The organism is Paraburkholderia sp. FW306-02-B, from assembly GCF_058782725.1.
Map to the genome: position 1 here is coordinate 1,792,285 of NZ_JBYSXZ010000001.1, position 15,204 is coordinate 1,807,488.

Genomic DNA, 15,204 nt, shown 5'->3' on the forward strand with positions numbered 1-15,204 from the left:
ATGGCATTGCAACCGAATCCGCTGCGCGTCGCGATGGTGGCCGGCGAGCCGTCCGGCGACCTGCTGGCGGCGTCGCTCCTCGACGGCCTCGCGAGCCGTCTGCCTGCCGCCACGCAGTACTATGGGATCGGCGGTCCGCGCATGATCGCCGCGGGTTTCGACGCGCACTGGCCAATGGAAAAGCTGACGGTGCGCGGCTATGTCGAAGCACTGCGGCACATCCCCGAAATTCTCGGCATCCGCAACGAACTGAAGCGCCAGCTGCTGGCTGAGCCGCCGTCAGTGTTCGTCGGCGTGGATGCGCCCGATTTCAACTTTGGCCTCGAACACCCGCTGCGCGAAGCGGGCATTCCGACCGTTCACTTCGTCTGCCCGTCGATCTGGGCCTGGCGCGGCGGCCGGATCAAGAAGATCGCCAAAGCGGTCGATCACATGCTGTGCGTGTTCCCGTTCGAGACGGCGCTGCTGGAAAAGGCGGGCGTCGCGGCATCGTACGTGGGCCACCCGCTGGCGGATGAAATTCCGTTCGAACCGGATACGCTCGGCGCACGCCGCACGCTCGGCCTGCCGGAAAGCGGTCCGATCATCGCGGTGTTGCCGGGTAGCCGGCGCTCGGAGATCGATCTGATCGGTCCGACTTTCTTCGCCGCGATGGAGATGATGCAGCACCAGGAGCCGGGTTTGCGTTTCGTGATGCCGGCGGCGACGCCCGCACTGCGCGAGATGCTCCGGCCGCTGGTCGATGCGCACCCCGGTCTCGCACTGACGATTACCAACGGCCAGTCGCAACTCGCGATGACCGCGGCGGACGCAATCCTCGTCAAGAGCGGCACCGTGACGCTGGAAGCCGCGCTGTTGAAAAAGCCGATGGTGATTTCGTACAAGGTGCCCTGGCTGACCGGTCAGATCATGCGCCGGCAGGGCTATCTGCCGTACGTTGGCTTGCCTAACATTCTGGCCGGGCGTTTCGTGGTGCCGGAAATTCTCCAGCATTTCGCTACGCCCCAGGCGCTCGCCGAGGCCACGCTGAAACAGTTGCGCGACGAGACCAACCGGCGCACGCTGACGGAAATCTTCACGGAGATGCATCACGTGCTGAAGCAGAACACCGCGCAGCGTGCGGCGGAAGTCGTGGCAAGCGTCATTGAAACGCGCAAGGCGCGGCCGTGACCACGGCACGCGCGCCACGCCGCAAAGCCGCGACCGTCGCCGGTGCGGCGGAGCAGGCCGGCCTGAACTTCGAGACGCCGGATGAGATCGTCTGCGGCGTCGACGAAGCAGGGCGCGGCCCACTGGCCGGCCCGGTTGTCGCGGCGGCGGTGATTTTCGATCCGTCCAGGCCGATGATTCGCGGGCTCGACGATTCGAAAGCGCTTACCGCCAAAAAGCGCGACGAACTGTACGACAAGATTGTCGACCGGGCGCTCGCGTACTGCATCGCGTCCGCAAGCGTCGAAGAAATCGATAGGCTGAACATCCTGCATGCCACGATGCTGGCGATGAAGCGCGCGGTCGAAGGTTTGTCGGTGGTGCCGACGCTCGTGAAAATCGACGGCAATCGTTGCCCGACGCTGAGCATTCGCAGTGAGGCGATCATCGGCGGGGATGCGTTGGTCAAATCCATTTCGGCGGCGTCGATCCTCGCGAAAGTCACGCGCGACCGGATGCTGCTCGAACTGCATCAGACCTATCCCGTCTACGGCTTTAACGCACACTCCGGCTACGGCACACCGCAGCATCTCGCGGCGCTGCGCGAGCATGGGCCGTGCGAGCATCATCGGCGATCGTTTGCGCCGGTGCGTGAAGCGTATTTGCGATTCGGCGCGGGCGTCCCGCAGCGCTCGGGCGACGTCATCGTCGTGCCGGGCAGGAGCACTAGCCCAACGCTCGACGACGACGCATTCGGCGAACGCGCCGGCGCCTGAGCGCCGTTGCCTCGCGCGTCGCCAACTCCTTCCTCATTCTCACTGTCTTCGCTGCCTGTGAAAGCCATCACCTCGCGGGACAATCCGCTCTATAAGCGCCTCAAGGCATTGGCCGGCTCGACGCATCAGCAGCGGCGCAGCGGTCATGCGTTGCTCGAAGGCTTCCATCTCGCGAGCGCGTACCTCGAGGTCGCCGGGCAGCCGGAAATGTGCATCGTCACGGACGGCGCGTTGCGTCACGACGAAGCGCAGGCAATCGTGTCGCGCATCGACGAGAATCGGATCGTCACGCTGCCGGATGCATTGTTCGGTCAGTTGTCGAACGTGGTGCACGGCGTCGGGATCTTGCTGCTGGTCGAAAAGCTCGATACGCCGTTGCCGGAGCGGGTGACGCAAACCTGCCTCGTACTCGATGGCGTGCAGGACGCCGGCAACGTCGGCTCGATTCTGCGCAGCGCGGCGGCCGCGGGTATTCAACAGGTGTTCTGCGCGCCGGGCACGGCGTACGCGTGGTCATCGAAGGTGTTGCGCTCGGGCATGGGCGCGCACTTCCTGCTGCGGATTCATGAGGACGTCGAAGCGCAGGCGCTGATCGAGCGCCTTGCGGTGCCGGTCGTCATCACGGATTCGCATGGCGCCGAGGCGCTCTACGATTGCGATCTGAGCGGACCGTTGGCATGGGTGTTCGGTAACGAAGGGGCGGGCGTGTCGCAGGCGTGGCGCGATGCGGTCACGTTGCGGGTGACGATTCCGCAGCCGGGCGGCATGGAATCGCTGAATGTGGCAGCGGCGGCGGCTGTCTGCGTGTTCGAGCAGTGCCGCCAGCGGCGCCGCGCGTGACGTAAGAACCTGAGCGTCACGCGTGCTTCCGCTACTTCAGGCCGTGCTTCAATAAACCGGCCGGTCCAGCTTGATCTCCTGCAAGATCGTCGTCGCGATCTCTTCGATCGATTTATGCGTCGACGACAACCACTTGACGCCTTCGCGCCGCATCATCGCTTCCGCTTCATTGATCTCGTAACGGCAATTTTCCGGCGCGGCGTACTTGCTGCCCGGCCGGCGCTCGTTACGAATCTCCGACAGCCGCTGCGGATCGATCGACAAACCGAACATCTTCTGCCGATGCGCCAAAAGCGGCGTAGGCAGCTTGCCGCGCTCGAAATCCTCCGGAATCAGCGGATAGTTTGCTGCTTTCACACCGTACTGCATCGCCAGATACAGGCTCGTCGGTGTCTTGCCGCTGCGTGACACGCCCACCAGAATGACATCGGCGTCGGCGAGATTGCGGTTCGATTGACCGTCGTCGTGCGCGAGCGAAAAATTGATCGCCTCGATGCGGTTTTTGTACTCCTCGGTGTCAGCGTTCTGGTGACCGCGGCCCATCGCATGGCTCGACTTCAATTCCAGTTCCTGTTCGAGCGGTTCGACGAAAGTCTGGAACATGTCGAGCACGAGCGCGTTCGAACCCTTGACGATCTGATTCGACGCGCTATCCACCAGCGTCGTGAATACGATCGGACGGCGGCCGTCCTGCTGGATCGCTTCGTTGATCTTTTCGAGCGTGGCGTAGGCTTTGTCGATCGAGTCGACGAAGGGCACGCGAACCAGGCGGAATTTCTGGTCGAACTGGGAGAGGATCGAATGCGCGAAGGTTTCGGCAGTGATCCCGGTCCCGTCAGAGACGATGAATACGGTGGGCGGCATCAGTGGGGCTGGGGAACGTGAGCGGCAAAAAAGCGCTCGAATGAAACATCGCTGCGTTGACGTCGCTGCACGGTGGCTAACCGGAGACTGCAGCGGCGTCGACAGAGCGCGCCGTGGGCACCGCAATAGCGTCCGGATGCGGCTCGGGCCTCGCAAAAGCCCGTCGGCCGGTCCGGGCGCGATTCGAGGCGCAATTCTCGTCCGACTGTCACATTTTGAGAGTCGGCACGGTAGAATAGCGGCAACCTGTTGGATAAGCAATTGCAGGCGATTGGCGTCTAACTTGCCTTGAACGGTCGCTCAACGCGTCGCCTTCGGTCGGTAACTTGCGATGAACTCGGTGAATTGACCGGTAAATTCGTTCAACCGCATGCTTCGTCGTGCTTCTGGCGATTTTCAGCGATTGTTTCTCCAACAGGTTGTGCAAGACGCGAGGTCACGCTTCCTATGAGCGCTTGCGTTCGAGCCCACTTGCGCAGCCGTGAATTTCTTTCACACTTAGGGGCTTGTATGACTAACGCAGTTACCGTCGCAAAGGATGAGGCGTATGTAGTTCCGTTCGAGCAGTTGCGGATGACCGATGTGGAAATTGTCGGCGGCAAGAACGCGTCGCTTGGCGAGATGATCAGTCAGCTCGCCCAAGCCGGGGTGCGCGTGCCGACTGGCTTCGCCACTACGGCGCTGGCTTTCCGTGACTTCCTGCATCACAACAATCTCACTGAACGCATCGCCAAACGTCTCGATACGCTCGACGTCGACGACGTGAAGGCGCTCGCCGAAGCGGGCAAAGAGATCCGTCAATGGATCGTCGATGCGCCGCTGCAGCCGCGTCTCGAAGCGGATATCCGGGCAGGCTTCGACACCCTGCAAAACAGCTCGCCTGAAGAGCTGTCGTTTGCCGTGCGTTCTTCGGCAACGGCAGAAGACTTGCCGGACGCATCGTTCGCGGGTCAGCAGGAAAGCTACCTCAACGTGGTCGGCATCGAAGACGTGCTCGATCGCATGAAGCACGTGTTCGCGTCGCTGTATAACGACCGCGCTATTTCCTATCGTGTCCACAAGGGTTTCACCCACGCGGAAGTCGCGTTGTCGGCGGGCGTACAGCGCATGGTGCGTTCGGACGTCGGCGCAGCGGGTGTGATGTTCACGCTGGATACGGAATCGGGCTTCAAGGATGCGGTCTTCATCACGTCGAGCTACGGTCTGGGCGAAACGGTGGTGCAGGGCGCGGTGAATCCGGACGAGTTCTACGTCTTCAAGACCACGCTCGCTCAAGGCAAGTATCCGATCATCCGTCGTTCGATCGGCTCGAAGCTGATCAAGATGGAATTCACCAAGGCCGGCGAAGAAGGCCGCGTGAAGACCGTCGACGTCGCGCACGAGCAGCGCAACCGCTTCTCGATCACCGACGAAGACGTGATCGAACTCGCGAAGTATGCCGTCATCATCGAAAAGCACTACGAGCGTCCGATGGACATCGAGTGGGGCAAGGACGGCCGCGACGGCAAGATCTTCATTCTGCAGGCGCGTCCGGAAACGGTGAAGAGCCAGGCCGGGGGCAAGGCCGAGCAGCGCTTCAAGCTGAAGGGCCAATCGAACGTGCTGGCAACCGGCCGCGCAATCGGTCAGAAGATCGGCGCGGGTCCGGTGCGCGTGATTCACGATCCGTCGGAAATGGACCGCGTGCAACCGGGCGACGTGCTGGTGGCCGATATGACCGACCCGAACTGGGAGCCGGTGATGAAGCGCGCTTCGGCGATCGTCACGAACCGTGGCGGCCGTACCTGCCACGCGGCGATCATCGCGCGTGAACTGGGCGTGCCGGCCGTGGTCGGCTGCGGCGACGCGACCGACGTGCTGAAGGAAGGCGCGCTCGTCACCGTATCGTGCGCGGAAGGCGACGAAGGCAAGATCTACGATGGTCTGCTCGAAACCGAAATCACCGAAGTGCAGCGCGGCGAACTGCCGCCGATTCCGGTGAAGATCATGATGAACGTCGGCAACCCGCAACTCGCGTTCGACTTCTCGCAACTGCCGAACGGCGGCGTGGGCCTGGCGCGGCTGGAATTCATCATCAACAACAACATCGGCGTTCACCCAAAGGCGATTCTCGAGTACCCGAACATCGATCAGGACCTGAAGAAGGCCGTGGAAAGCGTCGCACGCGGTCATGCATCGCCGCGCGCGTTCTATGTCGACAAGCTGACCGAAGGTATCGCGACGATCGCGGCGGCCTTCTATCCGAAGCCCGTGATCGTGCGTCTGTCGGACTTCAAGTCGAACGAGTACAAGAAGCTGATCGGCGGTTCGCGTTACGAGCCGGACGAAGAAAACCCGATGCTGGGCTTCCGTGGCGCGTCGCGCTACATCGCCGAAGACTTCGCTGAAGCGTTCCAGATGGAATGCATCGCGCTGAAGAAGGTGCGTGAAGAGATGGGCCTCGACAACGTCGAGATCATGGTGCCGTTCGTGCGTACGCTGAAGCAGGCGGAACGCGTGATCGGCCTGCTGGAGAAATTCGGCCTCAAGCGCGGCGAGAAGAACCTGCGCCTGATCATGATGTGCGAAGTGCCGTCGAACGCGATTCTTGCCGAGGAATTCCTGCAATTCTTCGACGGTTTCTCGATCGGTTCGAACGACTTGACGCAGCTCACGCTCGGCCTCGACCGCGACTCCGGTATGGAATTGCTGGCAGTCGATTTCGACGAGCGCGATCCGGCCGTCAAGTTCCTGTTGAAGCGCGCGATCGACACGTGTCTGCGACTGAACAAGTACGTCGGTATCTGCGGCCAGGGCCCGTCGGATCATCCGGACTTTGCGCAATGGCTGACCGATGAAGGCATCAAGTCGATCTCGCTGAACCCGGACACGATCATCGAAACGTGGCAGCAGTTGGCGAAGGCGTCGGCGAAGTAAGTGGTCGAACAGCCGCCGATAAGCGGTTTGCATAACGGGCGGTGCGGTATGTCAACCGCTTGCTGCATCGCCCGGTAAAATGTGCCCGCTTCGTGCTATAAACACCCCGGTAGATCCGGGGTGTTTTGTTTTGTGGAGGTCGACGTGGCGCCAGGTGGATTGTTCTGGTGGATCGGGGCGGGCGTGCTTATCGCGCTGGAGTTGATGAGCGGCACGTTCTATCTGTTGATGATCGCGTTGGGTTTTGTGGCGGCGGCTATTGCGCACATTGCGGGCGCCGCCGCCGACCTTCAATTCGCGGTCGCCGCCGTGGTGGCGCTAGCGGCCGTGCTGATCTTGCGGCGCTCGGGCTTTGGCCGCAGACCGCGCAAAGAGGCGTCGCGCAACCCGGACGTCAATCTGGATATCGGTCAGACGCTGACCGTGTCCGCCTGGCATGAGCGCCGCGCGCGCGCCAATTATCGCGGCGCGGAATGGGACGTCGAACTGGCTGCCGGCGAGCCCGAAGACGCGCAGGTTTACGAAATTACCCAGTTGCGCGGCAGTTGCCTCGTCGTCGTAGCAAGCAGGCGCGCGACGGCGGCCTGATCGGTCACAAGACACACACCACGCACACCATACACTCGCAACTATTCGAACTACAGACGGGAGGGCAGCAATGGATTCGACCATCGTCGGGGCGGTGCTTCTGATCATCGTGATCGTGCTGGCGGCGCAAACGCTCAAGATCGTGCCGCAACAGCACGCATGGGTGCTGGAGCGGCTCGGCCGCTATCACCGCACGCTGACACCGGGCTTGAGCTTCGCGTTTCCGTTCATCGACCGGATCGCGTACAAACACATCCTCAAGGAAATCCCGCTCGAAGTGCCGAGCCAGGTCTGTATCACGCGCGACAACACGCAGCTGCAGGTGGACGGCGTGCTGTATTTTCAGGTCACCGATCCGATGAAGGCGTCGTACGGGTCGAGCAACTTCGTGTTCGCGATCACGCAGTTGTCGCAGACCACGCTGCGTTCGGTGATCGGCAAGCTCGAACTCGACAAGACTTTCGAGGAGCGCGACTTCATCAACCACAGCATCGTGTCCTCGCTCGATGAGGCGGCGTCGAACTGGGGTGTGAAGGTATTGCGCTATGAGATCAAGGACCTGACGCCGCCGAAGGAGATTCTTCACGCGATGCAGGCGCAGATCACCGCCGAGCGTGAGAAGCGCGCGTTGATCGCGGCGTCGGAAGGGCGCAAGCAGGAGCAGATTAATATCGCCTCGGGTGGGCGTGAGGCGGCGATCCAGAAGTCGGAGGGCGAACGGCAGGCGGCGATCAACCAGGCGCAAGGGCAGGCGTCGGCGATTCTGGCGGTGGCTGAAGCCAATTCACAGGCGATTCAGAAGATCGCTGCGGCGATCCAGTCGCACGGCGGGATGGAAGCGGTGAACCTGAAGGTGGCCGAACAGTATGTGAACGCGTTCGCAAACCTGGCAAAGCAGGGCACCACGCTGATCGTGCCGGGCAACCTGGCGGATATGAGTTCGATGATCGCGTCGGCGCTGACGATCGTGAACAAAGGCAAGGGCGTATCGGACGTGCGCTGAGCGCCTGTGTCCTTGCCGAAAAAATGGCCCGCTGAGTTAGCGGGCCATTTTTCGTTGAGTCTTTGCGTTGGAACCGCCGGCAGCCAGCTAACGTAGCCAGATAAGGCGCGGCAAATCCGCGCACCGCGCGGCGCCGGTCAAGATCATGTAGGCGAGCGCATCAAGCGCGCCTTTTCGCGTTCCCAATCGCGCTTCTTTTCGGTTTCACGTTTGTCGTGCATCTTCTTGCCCTTCGCCAGCCCGATTTCACATTTGACGCGGCCACCCTTGTAGTGGAAGTTCAGCGGCACAAGCGTATAGCCGCGCTGCTCGACTTTGCCGATCAGTTTGCTGATTTCCTCGCTGTGCAGAAGCAGCTTGCGCGTGCGCACCGGGTCCGGGTGGATGTGGGTCGAGGCCTCGGGCAGCGGGCTGATGTGCGTGCCGATCAGGAACAGTTCGTTATCGCGGATGACCACGTAACCTTCCTTGATCTGGCCGCGCCCGGCGCGCAGCGCCTTGACCTCCCATCCTTCGAGCACGAGCCCTGCTTCATAGCGTTCTTCGACCGAGTAGTCGTAGAAGGCTTTTCTGTTGTCGATGATGCTCATGAATGGAAAGTGCCCAACTCGTTTAAAATCACGATTTTAGCAAAGCGGGGCAAGGAAAGCCCGCGGCGCTTGCCCACCCTTGCCACGCGCTGTTCAATTTATGGCAGATGTCCAGAAAACCGTGTTGATCCGCCATTCGGCGGAACAGATGTTCGACCTCGTTACCGACGTCGCCGATTACCCCAACTTCCTGCCCTGGTGCGGGGGAGTCGAAATCCGCCGCCAGGACGAAACCGGCATGGAGGCGAAGATCGATATCAACTTCAAGGGCATCAAGCAGCATTTCGCCACGCACAATAGTATGGAGCGGCCCACGCGCATCGATATGGAATTCGCGGACGGCCCGTTTCGCAAGTTCACCGGCTTCTGGCGTTTCACGCCGCTGCGGGCCGACGCCTGCAAGATCGAATTCGCGTTGCACTACGAATTTACCAACATCATTCTTGAGAAGATTATCGGACCGGTGTTCAGCCATATCGCCAACACCTTCGTCGAATCGTTTGTGAAGCGCGCCGATCAGCGCTACGGTAAGGCATGAGCGCGCGCTTGTCGATTGAAGTCTGCTACGCGCTTGCCGACGCGCAAACGCTGATTGCCGTGGAGTTGCCCGAAGGCGCCACGGTGCAGCAGGCGCTCGACGCGAGCGGCATCCTGCAGCGCCACCCGCAGATCGATCTGACGACGCAGAAGGTCGGCGTGTTCGGCAAGCTCAAGACGCTGGATACGGTGCTCGCCGATCACGATCGGGTTGAGATATACCGGCCGCTTCTGGTGGATCCGAAGGTGTCACGTCAACGGCGTGTCGAGAAGACCCGCAAGGCGGGCTCGATCGAAGGCCGCCGCTGGCAGAACAAGGATTCGCGTTGAGCGCACCTTGAGGCGGCGCGGCTTTCAGGCGCTGACTCGCGCACGCGCGTACTCACTTGCGTGCGCCGTTGCCGTTGCCGTTGCGCGGCGCTGGCCGTGCCACGGCTCAATGCGCCGAAACCTGCGCTTTTTCCTCGATCGATGGCTCGCCGGACGAATCGTCGCCGGCATGCTGGCGCACCGACCAGCTCACACCCGCCACCAGCAGCAGAATCGCCGCTGTTTCCAGCGGACGTGGCAGCCGCTGGTCGTAGATGAACGCGTAGAGCAGTGCAAACAGCGTTTCGAACACGATCAGCTGACCGGACAGCGTCAGTGGCAAGCGCTTTGACGCGGCATTCCACAGGCCATTGCCGAGCCACGAAGCGCCGATCGCGAGAACCAGATTCAGCACCCAGAAGGTGTGCCAGCGGTTGTCCGCGAGCGTGCTTTGCAGGCTGCCGGACGGCAGCACGGCGACCACCAGCCACAGTGCCGCACCGAGCGCGCCGGTCACCACACCCCATAGAACCGACCACTCGTTACCGCTGAAGTGCGTCTGACGTTGCAGGTAGCGTGAGTTTTCGACCGCGAACCACGTCCAGCAAGCCAGCGCGCCGACCGCGCAGGCGAGGCCGGCCAGCTTCGTGACGATGCTCACAGGCGTGCTGTGCGCCACGGTAAACACGTCGACGTTGATGCAGACGATGCCCGCCATCACCATCATGAGCGGCCACGCGAGGCGTGCGAGCGGCACGGCGCCATGGTCGCGCCGGCCGAGCAGCGTCACCGTGACCGGCAACACGCCGACGATCAGCGATGCCGGCGCGATACCGATCATGTGGACGGCAGCCGTCAGCAGCAGGTAGTAGAGCAGGTTGCCGGCCAGCGCCAGCTTGACGAGCGCGCCGAGATCCTCGCGGGTCAGGCGTTTGACGAGCGAACGCGCCATCGGCAGCGCGGCGGCCAGCGACACGATGCCGTACATCGTGTAGCGGCCCGCGCTCAGTAGCAGCGGAGAAAAATCGGGCAACACCCGCGGCACCAGAAACACCATGCCCCATAAGGCTCCGGCCATCACCCCGTATGCCACACCGCGCTGCATCGACTGCCCCTGCAAAAAACTGGAATGGTGCGGAGAATAGCCGGTCGGCGGGCGGCGCGTCTTGTTTGATTCTGCATTCGGCTGCATTCAGTGGCTTTAGTGGCGTTTGGTGGCGCGCGGTGGCGCATTTCGCCGGTTCGCTGTGGCTCGAGCGCCGGTAAATCCCGGCGCTCGTCCCCCGTCCGGCGGCCCGCTGCCTGCGAACGCGCAAACGAAACCCGATCGAACCCGGGCCGAACGTGGAAGCGAAATCGACATGCCCGAAGTCACGAAAAAAATCGCCGGAAATTCGCTAAGCTGCTGTTAGTGCAGTGAAAACCGGGGAGGTATCGCGTATAATTCGCTTTTGCGCCTATAGGATTTGCCATGCGTCTGATCCAAACAGCACTCACGTTCGATGACGTGCTCCTCGTCCCGGCCTACTCTGATGTTCTGCCGCGCGATACCAGCCTCAAGACCCGGCTGACCCGCAACATCTCCCTGAATATGCCGCTCGTGTCCGCCGCCATGGACACCGTCACCGAAGCCCGTCTCGCGATCGCGATGGCGCAAATGGGTGGCGTGGGCATCATCCACAAGAATCTCACGCCGGCCGAACAGGCGCGTGAAGTTGCCAAGGTCAAGCGTTTCGAATCGGGCGTCGTGCGCGATCCGATCACCGTGCCGCCGCAAATGAAGGTGCGCGACGTCATCGCGCTGTCGCAACAGCATGGCATTTCCGGCTTCCCGGTCGTCGAAGGCGCGCAGTTGATCGGTATCGTCACGAACCGCGACCTGCGTTTCGAGGAGCGTCTGGACGAGCCGGTACGCAACATCATGACGCCGCGCGAGCGCCTTGTCACCGTCAAGGAAGGCACGCCGCTCGCCGAAGCCAAGGCGCTGATGCACAGCCACCGCCTCGAGCGCGTGCTGGTGATCAACGACGCCTTCGAACTGCGCGGCCTGATGACCGTCAAGGACATCACCAAGCAAACCGAACACCCGGACGCCTGTAAAGACGAGCACGGCAAGCTGCGCGCGGGCGCGGCGGTCGGCGTGGGCGAAGACAACGAAGAGCGCGTGGCACTGCTGGTGCAGGCGGGCGTCGACGTGATCGTCGTCGATACCGCGCACGGCCACAGCAAGGGCGTGCTCGAGCGCGTCAAGTGGGTCAAGCAGAACTTCCCGCACGTCGAAGTGATCGGCGGCAACATCGCTACCGCCGCGGCGGCGAAGGCGCTGGTCGAGTACGGCGCGGACGGCGTGAAGGTCGGTATCGGCCCGGGCTCGATCTGCACGACGCGGATCGTCGCCGGTGTGGGCGTGCCGCAGGTTACCGCGATCGCCAACGTCTCTGAAGCGCTGAAGGGCAGCGGCGTGCCGGTCATCGCCGACGGTGGCGTGCGCTTTTCGGGCGACGTGAGCAAGGCGCTGGCAGCGGGCGCAAATGCTGTGATGATGGGCAGCATGTTCGCCGGTACTGAAGAAGCGCCGGGCGACGTGTTCCTGTACCAAGGCCGCCAGTACAAGTCGTACCGTGGCATGGGTTCGGTCGGCGCGATGAAGGACGGCGCGGCGGACCGCTACTTCCAAGATAACTCCGCGAACATCGACAAGCTGGTGCCGGAAGGCATCGAAGGCCGTGTCGCCTACAAGGGCTCGGTCAACGCGATCCTGTTCCAGCTGATCGGCGGCGTGCGCGCCAGCATGGGCTACTGCGGTTGCCGCACGATCTCGGAGATGAACGACAAGGCCGAGTTCGTGCAGATCACGGGCGCGGGCTTGCGCGAGTCGCATGTGCATGACGTGCAGATCACCAAGGAAGCGCCCAACTACCACGTGGACTAAACGCCAATGAAGCCATTGCTGCGCGCTGTACTCATCATCGATGCCTTGCTGTTGCTCGCGTTCGGCCTGCTGTTTCTGCTGACGCCGTGGACTTCGCTGTACAACGCGCTGCAACTGGTGCAAACCCAGCCGGCTCTGGCCGGCCAGGGGTTCGGCGTTGCGCTGGTCGGGCTGGCGTGGCTGGCGTTGCACGCGTCGATCGACGGTGCGCTGACGTCGACGGTCGCCAAGATCGTCGGGCATGTGAACTGGCTGACCGGCGTGCTGATGCTGGTCTGGCTGCTTGGCTTGCATGCGCCTGCGCTGACCGGCTTCGGGCAGATCGTCGCGGTGCTGACCGGTGTGGTGCTGCTGGTGATTGGCCTTGGCGGTGTGCGTTTGTCAGGCGCGGTGCGGCGTCGTGAGAAGGGGCAGCTGGCTGAGGCCGCTGCTGCCGGGCGCGCTGAACGGCAAGCCGCGAAAGATGCGGCCGGAGATGCCGGCAACAAACGCGAACCCGGCCGCGTGACGGCTGGCGTTCCGGTCTATCGCGCCGAGCCGGTGGTCGAGCCAGTCTTGCCGGTGACGCGCCCCGTCAATCCAGTTTCGGCTGCGCCGGTTCATCAGGTAGTCGACGAACCCGGTCTGACGGCGTCCGAACGAATTGCGCGCGACGAAGCCCGTGACGATGCCCGCAACGCAGCCGCCGATACACCCGGCGCGCCCCGGCCGCCGTTTCATGGCTGACGCGCTGAGCGCCACACCGTCTGCCGAAGCTACCGGAATTAATTCGTGCGCACCGTAAGTGAGTGCCCGCGGCGCCGGACGTCCCAGCGTGCTTCAACGTTGCGCTTCACGCTCGATGGTCCTTCACGTGGACCGCTTTGAATTCAACGCCGCGCTTCGTGCGCGGTATCCCGTATCCGTTCACTTTTGACTCCGTCCGCTGCCATGCACGACAAGATCCTGATCCTCGACTTCGGTTCGCAAGTCACCCAACTGATTGCACGTCGCGTTCGCGAAGCCAACGTGTATTCGGAAATTCATCCGTACGACGTCGACGCGTCGTTCATTCGCGACTTCGCGCCCAAGGGTGTGATCCTGTCCGGCGGTCCGAGCTCGGTCACCGAAACGGATACGCCGCGCGTGCCGCAAGCGGTGTTCGAGCTCGGCGTGCCGGTGCTCGGCATCTGCTACGGCATGCAGGCGATGGCCGAGCAGCTCGGCGGCAAGGTCGATATGGGCCACCTGCGCGAATTCGGTTATGCCGAAGTGCGCGCGCGCAACCATACGAGCCTGCTCGAAGGCATCAGCGATTTCACCACGCCGGAAGGTCACGGCATGCTGAAAGTGTGGATGAGCCACGGCGACAAGGTGCTGGAAATGCCGCCGGGCTTCGCGCTGATGGCGTCGACGGAATCGTGCCCGATCGCGGCGATGGCCGACGAAAAGCGCCATTTCTACGGTCTGCAATGGCACCCGGAAGTCACGCACACCGTGCAGGGCCGAGCGATGCTCGAGCGCTTCGTGCTGCAGATTTGCAGCGCCCAGCCTGATTGGGAAATGGGCCATTACATCGACGAAGCGGTCGCGAAGATTCGCGAGCAGGTCGGCAATGAGCACGTGATTCTCGGTTTGTCGGGCGGCGTGGATTCGTCGGTGGCGGCGGCGCTGTTGCATCGCGCGATCGGCGATCAGCTGACCTGCGTGTTCGTCGATCATGGCCTCTTGCGCCTGAACGAAGCCGAGCAGGTAATGGCGACCTTCGCCGATCACCTCGGCGTGAAGGTGATTCACGTCGACGCAAGCGAAGTGTTCCTGTCGAAGCTGGCCGGCGTGACCGACCCGGAAGCGAAGCGCAAGATCATCGGCGCGGAATTCGTCGAAGTGTTCCAGACCGAAGCCGGCAAGCTCACCGACGCCAAGTGGCTGGCGCAAGGCACGATCTATCCGGACGTGATCGAATCGGCCGGCAAGGGCAAGAAGGCGACGCAGACGATCAAGAGCCACCACAATGTCGGCGGCCTGCCTGAGACGTTGAATCTGAAGCTGCTCGAACCGCTGCGCGAACTGTTCAAGGACGAAGTGCGCGAACTCGGCGTCAAGCTCGGTTTGCCGCCGGCGATGGTGTATCGCCATCCGTTCCCGGGCCCGGGGCTGGGCGTGCGGATTCTCGGCGAAGTGCGCCGTGATTTCGCCGATCTGCTGCGTCGCGCGGATGCGATTTTCATCGAGACGCTACGCACCTTCATCGACAAGGAAACCGGCAAGTCCTGGTACGATTTGACGAGCCAGGCGTTCGCCGTGTTTCTGCCGGTGAAGAGCGTCGGCGTGATGGGCGACGGCCGGACTTATGAGTACGTCGTCGCGCTGCGCGCCGTACAGACGCTGGACTTCATGACCGCGCATTGGGCGCATCTGCCGCATGAATTGCTGGGGCATGTGTCGAACCGGATTATTAACGAAGTGCGCGGGATCAACCGGGTGGTGTACGACATCTCGGGTAAGCCGCCGGCGACCATCGAGTGGGAGTAGGGGGCGTAATCTATCGCGGGCTATCGGAGACTATCGTATGGATGGCCCGATCTTAGTCGCGTTCTCTCGGTAACTATCGGAAAACCAAAAGAACGCCGCGCTTCGCGCGGCGTTTTCTCACGTTTAGATTCGCGATCTATCGGCTGGAGACGCCAATTTTTGACGAAATTGCCAATAGCTCAATCG

Annotated in this window: 14 protein-coding genes; 11 read left to right on the top strand and 3 right to left on the bottom strand. The window is 62.4% G+C overall.

Features of this window, described 5'->3' with window-relative positions; all coding sequences use genetic code 11:
• From lpxB to AC3WOG_RS07920, 3 genes are read left to right on the top strand one after another with little or no spacing between them, the layout of a single operon-like run.
• Nucleotides 1-1,170, top strand: a complete 1,170-nt coding sequence (gene lpxB / locus AC3WOG_RS07910) for a lipid-A-disaccharide synthase (RefSeq protein ID WP_492577457.1) — start codon at nucleotides 1-3, stop codon at nucleotides 1,168-1,170.
• Nucleotides 1,167-1,925 (top strand): ribonuclease HII, encoded by a 759-nt coding sequence (gene rnhB / locus AC3WOG_RS07915; RefSeq protein ID WP_492577458.1) that lies wholly within the window; start codon nucleotides 1,167-1,169, stop codon nucleotides 1,923-1,925. The genes lpxB and rnhB overlap by 4 nt, the downstream gene beginning before the upstream one ends.
• A gap of 57 nt (nucleotides 1,926-1,982) precedes the next feature.
• Nucleotides 1,983-2,765 (top strand): TrmH family RNA methyltransferase, encoded by a 783-nt coding sequence (locus AC3WOG_RS07920; RefSeq protein WP_492577459.1) that lies wholly within the window; start codon nucleotides 1,983-1,985, stop codon nucleotides 2,763-2,765.
• Nucleotides 2,766-2,813: 48 nt separating this feature from the next.
• Here the strand turns inward: AC3WOG_RS07920 and ppsR are convergent, their stop codons facing one another.
• Nucleotides 2,814-3,629 carry a posphoenolpyruvate synthetase regulatory kinase/phosphorylase PpsR gene (gene ppsR, locus AC3WOG_RS07925; RefSeq protein ID WP_492577460.1) on the bottom strand — a complete coding sequence of 272 codons (816 nt, stop codon included), beginning with the start codon at nucleotides 3,627-3,629 and terminating at the stop codon, nucleotides 2,814-2,816.
• A 510-nt stretch (nucleotides 3,630-4,139) separates the two neighbouring features.
• Between ppsR and ppsA the strand changes: the two genes are divergently transcribed.
• From ppsA to AC3WOG_RS07940, 3 genes are all read left to right on the top strand, one after another.
• Nucleotides 4,140-6,545, top strand: a complete 2,406-nt coding sequence (ppsA, locus tag AC3WOG_RS07930; protein WP_492577461.1) for a phosphoenolpyruvate synthase — start codon at nucleotides 4,140-4,142, stop codon at nucleotides 6,543-6,545.
• Between the two features lie 144 nt (nucleotides 6,546-6,689).
• Entirely contained in the window at nucleotides 6,690-7,133 is a 444-nt protein-coding gene (locus tag AC3WOG_RS07935) for an NfeD family protein (protein WP_492577462.1), read from the top strand.
• Between the two features lie 70 nt (nucleotides 7,134-7,203).
• The gene (locus tag AC3WOG_RS07940) at nucleotides 7,204-8,136 is read left to right on the top strand and encodes an SPFH domain-containing protein (protein ID WP_492577463.1); all 933 of its coding nucleotides are present in this window, start codon (nucleotides 7,204-7,206) and stop codon (nucleotides 8,134-8,136) included.
• Nucleotides 8,137-8,279: 143 nt separating this feature from the next.
• Here AC3WOG_RS07940 and smpB read toward each other — a convergent pair whose 3' ends face one another.
• A complete protein-coding gene (gene smpB / locus AC3WOG_RS07945; RefSeq protein WP_341315223.1) occupies nucleotides 8,280-8,726 on the bottom strand; it encodes an SsrA-binding protein SmpB in 447 nt (148 codons plus the stop codon).
• Between the two features lie 100 nt (nucleotides 8,727-8,826).
• Between smpB and AC3WOG_RS07950 the strand changes: the two genes are divergently transcribed.
• Nucleotides 8,827-9,264 carry a type II toxin-antitoxin system RatA family toxin gene (locus AC3WOG_RS07950; RefSeq protein WP_063496516.1) on the top strand — a complete coding sequence of 146 codons (438 nt, stop codon included), beginning with the start codon at nucleotides 8,827-8,829 and terminating at the stop codon, nucleotides 9,262-9,264.
• Nucleotides 9,261-9,593 (top strand): RnfH family protein, encoded by a 333-nt coding sequence (locus AC3WOG_RS07955; RefSeq protein ID WP_492577464.1) that lies wholly within the window; start codon nucleotides 9,261-9,263, stop codon nucleotides 9,591-9,593. The genes AC3WOG_RS07950 and AC3WOG_RS07955 overlap by 4 nt, the downstream gene beginning before the upstream one ends.
• Nucleotides 9,594-9,699: 106 nt before the next feature.
• Here AC3WOG_RS07955 and AC3WOG_RS07960 read toward each other — a convergent pair whose 3' ends face one another.
• Nucleotides 9,700-10,677 (bottom strand): DMT family transporter, encoded by a 978-nt coding sequence (locus tag AC3WOG_RS07960; RefSeq protein ID WP_492577465.1) that lies wholly within the window; start codon nucleotides 10,675-10,677, stop codon nucleotides 9,700-9,702.
• A gap of 366 nt (nucleotides 10,678-11,043) precedes the next feature.
• Here AC3WOG_RS07960 and guaB point away from each other — a divergent pair, with 366 nt between their 5' ends.
• The 3 genes from guaB (at nucleotide 11,044) to guaA (ending at nucleotide 15,018) form a co-directional block, all read left to right on the top strand.
• The gene (guaB, locus tag AC3WOG_RS07965) at nucleotides 11,044-12,504 is read left to right on the top strand and encodes an IMP dehydrogenase (protein WP_492577466.1); all 1,461 of its coding nucleotides are present in this window, start codon (nucleotides 11,044-11,046) and stop codon (nucleotides 12,502-12,504) included.
• A gap of 6 nt (nucleotides 12,505-12,510) precedes the next feature.
• Entirely contained in the window at nucleotides 12,511-13,230 is a 720-nt protein-coding gene (locus AC3WOG_RS07970) for a hypothetical protein (protein WP_492577467.1), read from the top strand.
• Nucleotides 13,231-13,434: 204 nt separating this feature from the next.
• Complete coding sequence (gene guaA / locus AC3WOG_RS07975; protein WP_492577468.1) at nucleotides 13,435-15,018, top strand: glutamine-hydrolyzing GMP synthase; 1,584 nt, start codon at nucleotides 13,435-13,437, stop codon at nucleotides 15,016-15,018.
• The last annotated feature ends 186 nt before the right edge of the window (nucleotides 15,019-15,204 follow it).

Excerpts from the sequence above, each read along its gene's own strand:
- lpxB (WP_492577457.1), top strand. The coding sequence starts at position 1 with ATGGCATTGCAACCGAATCCGCTGCGCGTCGCGATGGTGGCCGGCGAG.
- ppsR (WP_492577460.1), bottom strand. The coding sequence starts at position 3,629 with ATGCCGCCCACCGTATTCATCGTCTCTGACGGGACCGGGATCACTGCC.
- ppsA (WP_492577461.1), top strand. The coding sequence starts at position 4,140 with ATGACTAACGCAGTTACCGTCGCAAAGGATGAGGCGTATGTAGTTCCG.
- AC3WOG_RS07940 (WP_492577463.1), top strand. The coding sequence starts at position 7,204 with ATGGATTCGACCATCGTCGGGGCGGTGCTTCTGATCATCGTGATCGTG.
- smpB (WP_341315223.1), bottom strand. The coding sequence starts at position 8,726 with ATGAGCATCATCGACAACAGAAAAGCCTTCTACGACTACTCGGTCGAA.
- AC3WOG_RS07950 (WP_063496516.1), top strand. The coding sequence starts at position 8,827 with ATGGCAGATGTCCAGAAAACCGTGTTGATCCGCCATTCGGCGGAACAG.
- AC3WOG_RS07955 (WP_492577464.1), top strand. The coding sequence starts at position 9,261 with ATGAGCGCGCGCTTGTCGATTGAAGTCTGCTACGCGCTTGCCGACGCG.
- AC3WOG_RS07960 (WP_492577465.1), bottom strand. The coding sequence starts at position 10,677 with ATGCAGCGCGGTGTGGCATACGGGGTGATGGCCGGAGCCTTATGGGGC.
- guaB (WP_492577466.1), top strand. The coding sequence starts at position 11,044 with ATGCGTCTGATCCAAACAGCACTCACGTTCGATGACGTGCTCCTCGTC.
- AC3WOG_RS07970 (WP_492577467.1), top strand. The coding sequence starts at position 12,511 with ATGAAGCCATTGCTGCGCGCTGTACTCATCATCGATGCCTTGCTGTTG.
- guaA (WP_492577468.1), top strand. The coding sequence starts at position 13,435 with ATGCACGACAAGATCCTGATCCTCGACTTCGGTTCGCAAGTCACCCAA.